1 rRNA gene is annotated in these 1,635 nt (G+C 53.0%); it reads right to left on the bottom strand.

The features are described from left to right. Window positions 1-39: 39 nt before the first annotated feature. A 16S ribosomal RNA gene (locus FCV43_RS04365) occupies window positions 40-1,584 on the bottom strand. Window positions 1,585-1,635: the final 51 nt, after the last annotated feature.

Below are 1,635 nucleotides of genomic sequence, written 5' to 3'. Positions count from 1 at the left end.
TCAATCTGTGTGGGTACTCATCGTGAAAATCTTCGTATATAAGGAGGTGATCCAGCCCCAGGTTCCCCTAGGGCTACCTTGTTACGACTTCACCCCAGTCATGAACCACAAAGTGGTGAGCGTCCTCCCCGAAAGGTTAAACTACCCACTTCTTTTGCAGCCCACTCCCATGGTGTGACGGGCGGTGTGTACAAGGCCCGGGAACGTATTCACCGTAGCATTCTGATCTACGATTACTAGCGATTCCGACTTCATGGAGTCGAGTTGCAGACTCCAATCCGGACTACGACGCACTTTTTGGGATTCGCTCACTATCGCTAGCTTGCTGCCCTCTGTATGCGCCATTGTAGCACGTGTGTAGCCCTACTCGTAAGGGCCATGATGACTTGACGTCGTCCCCACCTTCCTCCGGTTTATCACCGGCAGTCTCCCTGGAGTTCCCGACATTACTCGCTGGCAAACAAGGATAAGGGTTGCGCTCGTTGCGGGACTTAACCCAACATTTCACAACACGAGCTGACGACAGCCATGCAGCACCTGTCTCAGAGTTCCCGAAGGCACACCTGCGTCTCCGCTGGCTTCTCTGGATGTCAAGAGTAGGTAAGGTTCTTCGCGTTGCATCGAATTAAACCACATGCTCCACCGCTTGTGCGGGCCCCCGTCAATTCATTTGAGTTTTAATCTTGCGACCGTACTCCCCAGGCGGTCTACTTAACGCGTTAGCTCCGAAAGCCACGGCTCAAGGCCACAACCTCCAAGTAGACATCGTTTACGGCGTGGACTACCAGGGTATCTAATCCTGTTTGCTCCCCACGCTTTCGCATCTGAGTGTCAGTATCTGTCCAGGGGGCCGCCTTCGCCACTGGTATTCCTTCAGATCTCTACGCATTTCACCGCTACACCTGAAATTCTACCCCCCTCTACAGTACTCTAGTCCGCCAGTTTCAAATGCAGTTCCGAGGTTGAGCCCCGGGCTTTCACATCTGACTTAACGAACCACCTGCATGCGCTTTACGCCCAGTAATTCCGATTAACGCTCGCACCCTCCGTATTACCGCGGCTGCTGGCACGGAGTTAGCCGGTGCTTCTTCTGTCGCTAACGTCAAATGATGCTGCTATTAACAACACCACCTTCCTCACGACTGAAAGTACTTTACAACCCGAAGGCCTTCTTCATACACGCGGCATGGCTGCATCAGGCTTGCGCCCATTGTGCAATATTCCCCACTGCTGCCTCCCGTAGGAGTCTGGACCGTGTCTCAGTTCCAGTGTGGCTGATCATCCTCTCAGACCAGCTAGGGATCGTCGCCTTGGTGAGCCATTACCTCACCAACTAGCTAATCCCACCTAGGCATATCCTGACGCGAGAGGCCCGAAGGTCCCCCTCTTTGGCCCGAAGGCATTATGCGGTATTAGCCATCGTTTCCAATGGTTATCCCCCACATCAGGGCAATTTCCTAGGCATTACTCACCCGTCCGCCGCTCGACGCCGAAGTAGCAAGCTACTTCTCGTTTCCGCTCGACTTGCATGTGTTAGGCCTGCCGCCAGCGTTCAATCTGAGCCATGATCAAACTCTTCAATTAAAGTTTTTTGCATCCTAAGATGCGGCTCAATGAATACTGACTTCAAAACTA

Source organism: Vibrio genomosp. F6, assembly GCF_005146325.1.
Lineage (GTDB): Bacteria > Pseudomonadota > Gammaproteobacteria > Enterobacterales > Vibrionaceae > Vibrio > Vibrio cortegadensis.
Note: the sequence above shows the minus strand (reverse complement) of the source record. Positions and strands in the feature narration are given on the sequence as shown.